This is a genomic window from Vulcanococcus limneticus LL (genome assembly GCF_002252705.1).
Taxonomy (GTDB): Bacteria; Cyanobacteriota; Cyanobacteriia; order PCC-6307; family Cyanobiaceae; genus Vulcanococcus; species Vulcanococcus limneticus.
On sequence record NZ_NQLA01000021.1, the window covers coordinates 44,304 to 50,626 of the forward strand.

At 70.5% G+C, this 6,323-nt stretch carries 8 protein-coding genes and 1 tRNA gene; all 9 read left to right on the forward strand.

The annotated features are described in order from the left end of the window. Positions 1-2: 2 nt before the first annotated feature. A complete protein-coding gene (locus CJZ98_RS10020) occupies positions 3-794 on the forward strand; it encodes an HAD family hydrolase (RefSeq protein WP_094590928.1) in 792 nt (263 codons plus the stop codon). Between the two features lie 79 nt (positions 795-873). Then, positions 874-2,136, forward strand: a complete 1,263-nt coding sequence (gene metK / locus CJZ98_RS10025; RefSeq protein WP_094590930.1) for a methionine adenosyltransferase — start codon at positions 874-876, stop codon at positions 2,134-2,136. 95 nt (positions 2,137-2,231) lie between these two features. After that, positions 2,232-3,536 (forward strand): FGGY-family carbohydrate kinase, encoded by a 1,305-nt coding sequence (locus CJZ98_RS10030; protein WP_232756376.1) that lies wholly within the window; start codon positions 2,232-2,234, stop codon positions 3,534-3,536. A 217-nt stretch (positions 3,537-3,753) separates the two neighbouring features. After that, positions 3,754-4,035: a DUF2470 domain-containing protein gene (locus CJZ98_RS10035; RefSeq protein WP_094590934.1), complete on the forward strand. Its 282-nt coding sequence runs from the start codon at positions 3,754-3,756 to the stop codon at positions 4,033-4,035. Between the two features lie 59 nt (positions 4,036-4,094). Beyond that, positions 4,095-4,883: a ComF family protein gene (locus CJZ98_RS10040; RefSeq protein WP_094590936.1), complete on the forward strand. Its 789-nt coding sequence runs from the start codon at positions 4,095-4,097 to the stop codon at positions 4,881-4,883. Continuing rightward, positions 4,849-4,921 (forward strand) — tRNA-Phe (locus CJZ98_RS10045). Before CJZ98_RS10040 ends, CJZ98_RS10045 begins: the two co-directional genes overlap by 35 nt. A 107-nt stretch (positions 4,922-5,028) precedes the next feature. Next, positions 5,029-5,265, forward strand: a complete 237-nt coding sequence (locus tag CJZ98_RS10050) for a hypothetical protein (protein ID WP_094590938.1) — start codon at positions 5,029-5,031, stop codon at positions 5,263-5,265. A 35-nt stretch (positions 5,266-5,300) separates the two neighbouring features. Further along, complete coding sequence (locus tag CJZ98_RS10055; protein ID WP_094590940.1) at positions 5,301-5,894, forward strand: chromophore lyase CpcT/CpeT; 594 nt, start codon at positions 5,301-5,303, stop codon at positions 5,892-5,894. A 135-nt stretch (positions 5,895-6,029) separates the two neighbouring features. Then, the gene (locus CJZ98_RS10060; RefSeq protein WP_198537660.1) at positions 6,030-6,233 is read left to right on the forward strand and encodes a hypothetical protein; all 204 of its coding nucleotides are present in this window, start codon (positions 6,030-6,032) and stop codon (positions 6,231-6,233) included. Positions 6,234-6,323 lie beyond the last annotated feature (90 nt).

Here is a 6,323-nt window from a genome sequence, read left to right on the forward strand (position 1 = left end):
CCATGCCTCAGCTGCTGCTGCGCGGCACGGGGCTCGGCGAGGTGCGGGCGGTGCTGTTCGACAAGGACGGCACCCTCAGCGTCAGCGAGCCCCAGCTGATCACCCTGGCCACGGCCAGGGTTTTGTTTTGCCTGGAACGGGTGGCGGTCCCTCTGCGCCCATCCCTGCAGGATCTGCTGGAGCGGGCCTATGGCCTGCGCCAGGGTGGCGACTCCCTTTGCCCCGCCGGCACCACGGCGGTGGCCAGCCGCGACCACAATCTGATCTCCACCGCCACGGCCCTGGTGCAGGTGGGCCTGGGCTGGCCCGAGGCCCTGGCCCTCAGCGAGGAGGTGTTCGCCGAGGCTGACCGCGCCGATGCCCGCCGGGCCGCGTCTAGGGCCTCCGGGGGCGGGGCCACCAGTGCCACCACCGAGGCTCTGGTGCCGATGCTGGAGCGCCTTCAGGCCGCTGGCGTGATCTGCGCGGTGATCAGCAACGACGACATCGCCGGCATCGAGCACTTCCTGGCCAGCCACGGCCTGGGGCGCTTCTTCGCCGGGTTCTGGAGCGCCGAGCACCGGCCCCGCAAGCCCGATCCCGCCGCGGTCCATGGCCTGTGTGCCCAGCTGGGACTGGAGGCGCGCCACTGTGCCCTGATCGGCGATGCCAACAGCGACCTGCGCATGGCGGTCGCGGCCGGCATCCCCCACCAGCGGGCCCTGGGCTATACCGCCGCCTGGAGCAGTCCGCCGCCGCTGGCGGAGCCCCACCCACTGATCCACCACTGGAGCGAGCTGCAGGCGGGGGCCTGAGGACGGCCTGCATGGCCGGCTACACCGAAGCCGCCGAGCCGAGGGATAGGCTGATTCCTCTTTTTGGCGCACGGAAGGCATGGGCAGCCGCTACGTCTTCACCTCTGAGTCGGTGACCGAGGGGCATCCCGACAAGATCTGCGACCAGGTGAGCGATGCGGTGCTGGACGCCCTGCTCGCCCAGGATCCGGCCTCTCGCGTGGCCTGCGAGACCGTGGTCAACACGGGCCTCTGTCTGATCACCGGCGAGGTCACGACCAACGCCCGGGTGGACTTCAACACCCTGGTGCGCGGCGTGATCGAGCGGATCGGCTACTCGGGCGCCCGCGCCGGCGGCTTCGATGCCCGCAGCGCCGCCGTGCTGATCGCCCTCGACCAGCAATCCCCGGACATCGCCCAAGGCGTGAATGAGGCCGACGACCACGACGGCGATCCCCTCGATCTGATCGGCGCCGGAGACCAGGGGATCATGTTCGGCTTCGCGGTGGATGAGACCCCCGAGCTGATGCCGCTGCCCATCAGCCTGGCCCACCGCCTGGCCCGCCGCCTGGCCGAAGTGCGCCACAACGGCACCCTCGGCTATCTGCTGCCCGATGGCAAGACCCAGGTGAGCGTCGTCTACGAGGACGACGTGCCGGTGGCGATCGACACGATCCTGATCTCCACCCAACACACCGCCGAGATCGACGGCATCTCCGAGGAGAAGGCCCTGCGCGACCGTATCGCCGCCGACCTCTGGGTGCATGTGGTTGAGCCTGCCACCGCCGATCTGCCCCTCAAGCCCTCCAAAGACACCACCCGCTTCCTGGTGAACCCCACCGGCAAGTTCGTGGTGGGGGGCCCCCAGGGCGATGCCGGCCTGACCGGCCGCAAGATCATCGTGGATACCTACGGCGGCTATGCCCGCCACGGCGGTGGCGCCTTCTCCGGCAAGGACCCCACCAAGGTGGACCGCTCCGCGGCCTATGCCGCCCGCTACGTGGCCAAGGCCCTGGTGTCCGCCGGCCTGGCCAAGAAGGTGGAGGTGCAGCTGAGCTACGCCATCGGCGTGGCCAAGCCCGTGAGCATCCTGGTGGAGAGCTTCGGCACCGGCGCCATCAGCAACGCCGACCTCACCGCCCTGGTGCAGGAGCACTTCGACCTGCGTCCCGGGGCGATCATCGAGGCCTTCGGCCTGCGCCAGCTGCCCCAGCAGCGTGGCGGCCGCTTCTACCAGGATGTGGCGGCCTACGGCCACTTTGGCCGCACCGACCTCAACCTGCCCTGGGAGAACGTGGAGGCCATCGCCGAAACCCTCAAGCAGGCCACGGCGGGCCGCGTGGCCGCCGGCAGCGCCAGCTGAGCTCAGCGGCGCTGGCCCCCTTTTCGGCGACCCTGTCGGCACCCCTGGCTGAACCCAGCCCCCTAGCCCTCGGCATCGACCTCGGCAGCAGCGGTTTGCGGCTGGCCCTGGTCGAAGCGGGGGGGGGGCCTGTGGTGGAGCTTGCGGCGGACTATCCACTCCCGTTTGAGGATCCCGAGGGCTGGCGGCAGGGGCTGATTGCCCTTTGCGGCAAGCTGCCGACTGAGCTGCGGCGTCGGGTGGCGGCCCTGGCGCTGGATGGCACCTCCGGCACGCTGCTGCTCTGCCGGCCCGATGCCTCCCGGCCGGCCGGGAGCCTCGGTCTGGCCCTGCCGTATCACCAGGCCTGCCCTGAGCAGGCGCCGGCGGCGCTGGCCCTCAGCGGCGGCAGCGGATCGGCCGCCAGTGCCAGCGGCAGCCTGGCCCGAGCACTCCGTCTCCTGGCCGAAGCTGAGGCGGAGGGGTTGGATGGCCCCTGGCTGCTGCGCCACCAGGCCGACTGGCTGATGGGCTGGCTGCTGGCGGACTGGCGCTGGGGCGAGGAGGGCAACAACCTGCGCCTGGGCTGGGATCTGCAGCGCCAGTGCTGGAGCGGCACCATCGCCCAGCAGGCCTGGCGGGCGGCCCTGCCCCAGCTCGTGCCCAGTGGCAGCGTGCTCGGAGCCCTGGCGCCTGCGGCGGCTCACCAGCTCGGGCTGCCGCTGGCTTGCCGGGTGGTGGCTGGGAGCACCGATGCCAACGCCGGTGTGCTGGCGGCCGATCCCCGGCCCGGCGATGGCATCGCCGTGCTCGGCACCACCCTGGTGCTCAAGCAGTTCTGCGAGCGGCCGATCCAGGGGCCGGGCCTCAGCTGCCACCGGGTGGCGGGCCGCTGGCTGGTGGGCGGGGCCTCCAATGCCGGCGGCGGCGTGCTGCGCCAGTTCTTCAGTGACGCCCAGCTCGCCGAACTCAGCCGCCAGGTCGACCCACGCCGCCCCAGTGGGCTGGGCCTGCGCCCCCTGCCGCGCCCCGGTGAGCGCTTCCCGGTGGACGATCCGACCCTGGAGCCGGTGCTGGAGCCACGGCCCGTGAGCGATGCGCTCTATCTGCAGGGCCTGTTGGAGGGGCTGGCCGCTATCGAGGCCGAGGGCTGGCGGCGCCTGGCCGAGCTGGGGGCGCCGCCGCTGCAGCGGGTGCTCAGTATCGGCGGCGGCGCCCGCAATCCCCAGTGGCGGGTCCTGCGCCAGCGCCTGCTGGGGGTGCCGGTGCTGAATCGCCCCCACTGCAGCGCCGCCCTAGGCATGGCGAGCCTGGCCGCTGCCGCCCTGGCCGCTACTCCGGCCGCCACTGCTCCAACCGCTGCGGAGGCCCTGGCGCTGCCGGACCGTCAGGATGGGGTCAAGCCGCCGCCCCCGCCATGAACGACCGCCTGCGCTCCTGGATCTCGATGGCGATCTTCGTGGTGCTGGCGGGCTACGTGGGCTTCAGCGCCCTGCGGCTGGGGCTGCTGCTCTGGCAGCGCTTCGGGGCGGCTTGAACCCGCACGGGCTCGGCGCCCGGGCCTTGGCTCTAGCCGGTGCAGACGACCTCGCCTGCCGCTCCCGGTCCCAGAATTGGGGAACTCCATCCCCCCAGCCCATGGCCGCCGACCCCCTCACCCCCGCCGTGAGCGATCGGATCTGCAAGCACATGAACGAGGACCATGCCGAGGCGGTGCTGTCCTATGCCCGCCATTACGGGGGGGTGAGCAGCGCCAGCGCGGCCCGCATGCTCGCGGTGCAGCCCGAGGCGATGCACCTGGAGGTGGACGGCCAGCCGGTGCGGGTGGCCTTCGACCACACCCTCAGCGACAGCGAGGACGCCCACCGCACCCTGGTGACCATGTTGCGGGCCCTGCCCCGGCCCGAGACCCCGGCCTGAGGGGATCTCCCCGGCGCGTTCCCGGGAACCCTGGTGGCAGTTCCGTCGTTGGGCCCACCATGCTGCTGCAGCTGCTCCGGGGCGCCCTCGCCCTGATCAGCGACCTCCGCTGCCCCCTCTGCGGTGGCGCACGGGACCCGTCGCTGCGGGGTGGGGATGGCGGCGATCCGGGCTTCTGTGCTGGTTGTCGCGCCGAGCTGGCCCTGCCGGCCGGAGGCCTGCGGGCCGAGGTCGAGGGGTTGGCCCCTCCAGCGCAACCCCTCCCCTGGCGGGCGCTCGCTGTCTACGACGGCGCCTTCCGTCGGGTGTTGCTGCATCAGCGCCAGGCCCCCGCGCCTGCGGTGCTGGCCGAGCTGGCTGCGGCTCTAGTCGCGTTGCTGTTCCACGAGGGGGGCAGCCGCCAGCGGCCGCTGCTGCTGGTGCCGATTCCCAGCTGGAAGCGCCGTGCCAATCCGCTCGCCGCCCAGCTGAGCCAGGCGATGGCCCGTCACCCCAGCGTGATCCTGCTGCCCCTGCTGGAGCGCAGTCGTCCCACCGTGGGCCAGCACCACCTCGGCCGGGATCTGCGCCTGCGCAACCAGTGCGGCTCATTTCGGCTGGCCCCGGCCGGGCGGGCCGTCCTGCCGCGCTGGCGGCGCCAGCCGTTGTGGCTGCTCGACGACATCCTCACCACGGGCGCCACCGCTCAGGCCGCTGCCCAGGCCCTGGAGGCCCAGGGCCTGGAGGTCGCGGGACTGGCCTGCCTGGCCCGCACCCCGGAGCGCCGGCTGGGGAACGTCGTGCCCTACTATCCCGGAGTCGCGAAGGCGACGGGCCGGGATAGCTCAGTTGGTAGAGCAGGCGATTGAAAATCGCCGTGTCCCCAGTTCAAATCTGGGTCCTGGCATCTCCCCAATCCTCCGCTGATTCCCCAGCCCCTGCGGTCTGGGCTTCGCGCACCCCTGGATCCCGCCGATCACCGCAGGGGTTTGTTGTTCTTCCCCCCCAGCGCTGATGCCTCTGCCCTTTCTGGACAAGGACGGCCAGCTGTTCAACAACGCCGACAGCTTTGCGATGGCCTTTGATGAGGCCTGGAAGCGTCATGACCAACAGCAGCCCGGTCATGGCCTGGTCGCCTCCGAGAAGCTGGAGCGCATCCTCGAGGCCTGCGCCAACCACCCCTTCATGCAGAGCGATCCGGCCATGGCCCGCCAGGTGGCCGCCTTCCGCATGCGTCTGCTGGGCTTCTGAGCGGCCTCGGTCGGGATGCCCATAGGATCCCCGCCATGACCAGTCCCCTCGCCCGCCTGCTGCGCCAGTTGAGCGCCGGCTTCAGCAACCAGGCCCAGGCCTTTGAGAATCCACCCCTCTACGCCCACATCCTGGTGAAGTTCCGGCCCCTGCCGCAGCTGCCCCCCGGCTCGCTGCTGCTGGAGCAGTCGTACGCCATCAACCCGGCCGCCCCCTACCGCATCCGGGTGCTTCGGGCCGAACAGGGCGAGACCGGCCTGATCATCCACAACCAGGCCCTCCACGACGAGCAGCGCTTCTGGGGGGCCGTGGACGACCCGGCAAGGCGTGAGCTGATCGACGCCACGGACCTCAGGCCCCTGGAGGGGTGTGCCTACCTGGTGCGTGAGACCGCCGGCGGCTTTCTGGGGGAGGTGGAGCCCGGTTGCCGCTGTCTGGTGGAGCGCAAGGGTGCCCGCTCCTATCTGGTGAGTAGCTTCGAGCTCGATGGCCAGGGCATGCGCACCATTGACCGGGGGCATGACCCCGAGACCCACGAACAGCTCTGGGGCTCCCTGGCCGGCCCCTTCGAATTCGAGCGCACCCACGACTACAGCGAGGAGATTCCCGCCGATTGGCTGGCGGGCTGAACCGGACCTTGCCGGTCATTTCTTCGCAGAGCTTCATCGAAGCAGTGAAGCTCTGTGAGGTCTTGGGGCGGTAGGCCTATTTGCTCATCGGCTGTTTCTAAGTTCTCGGCTGGTTCGTCCTTCCCCCTGCCGTTCATGGCTCTGCCCCTGCTGGCGACCCGGCCGATCACCCAGAACGCCCGAGTCAACAACTTTCCCATCGGCAACGATGAGGCCCCCCGCACCCAAGTGGATGTGGATGAGGTGATCGAGCGTGCCTATCGCCAGATCTTTTTTCACGCCTTCAAGGTGGATCGTGAACCGATCCTGGAAATGCAGCTGCGCCATGGCGACACTTGATTACCCATAAGGCTCCGCGACCCTGAGATCCCTTTCGGTGCAAGGCATACAGCAACAGACTGCATTGGCGATCCGTTCGGTCATCGCCGC

Coding starts and splice junctions, on each gene's coding strand:
- metK (WP_094590930.1), top strand. CDS start 874: ATGGGCAGCCGCTACGTCTTCACCTCTGAGTCGGTGACCGAGGGGCAT.
- CJZ98_RS10040 (WP_094590936.1), top strand. CDS start 4,095: ATGCTGCTGCAGCTGCTCCGGGGCGCCCTCGCCCTGATCAGCGACCTC.
- CJZ98_RS10035 (WP_094590934.1), top strand. CDS start 3,754: ATGGCCGCCGACCCCCTCACCCCCGCCGTGAGCGATCGGATCTGCAAG.
- CJZ98_RS10060 (WP_198537660.1), top strand. CDS start 6,030: ATGGCTCTGCCCCTGCTGGCGACCCGGCCGATCACCCAGAACGCCCGA.
- CJZ98_RS10055 (WP_094590940.1), top strand. CDS start 5,301: ATGACCAGTCCCCTCGCCCGCCTGCTGCGCCAGTTGAGCGCCGGCTTC.
- CJZ98_RS10020 (WP_094590928.1), top strand. CDS start 3: ATGCCTCAGCTGCTGCTGCGCGGCACGGGGCTCGGCGAGGTGCGGGCG.
- CJZ98_RS10050 (WP_094590938.1), top strand. CDS start 5,029: ATGCCTCTGCCCTTTCTGGACAAGGACGGCCAGCTGTTCAACAACGCC.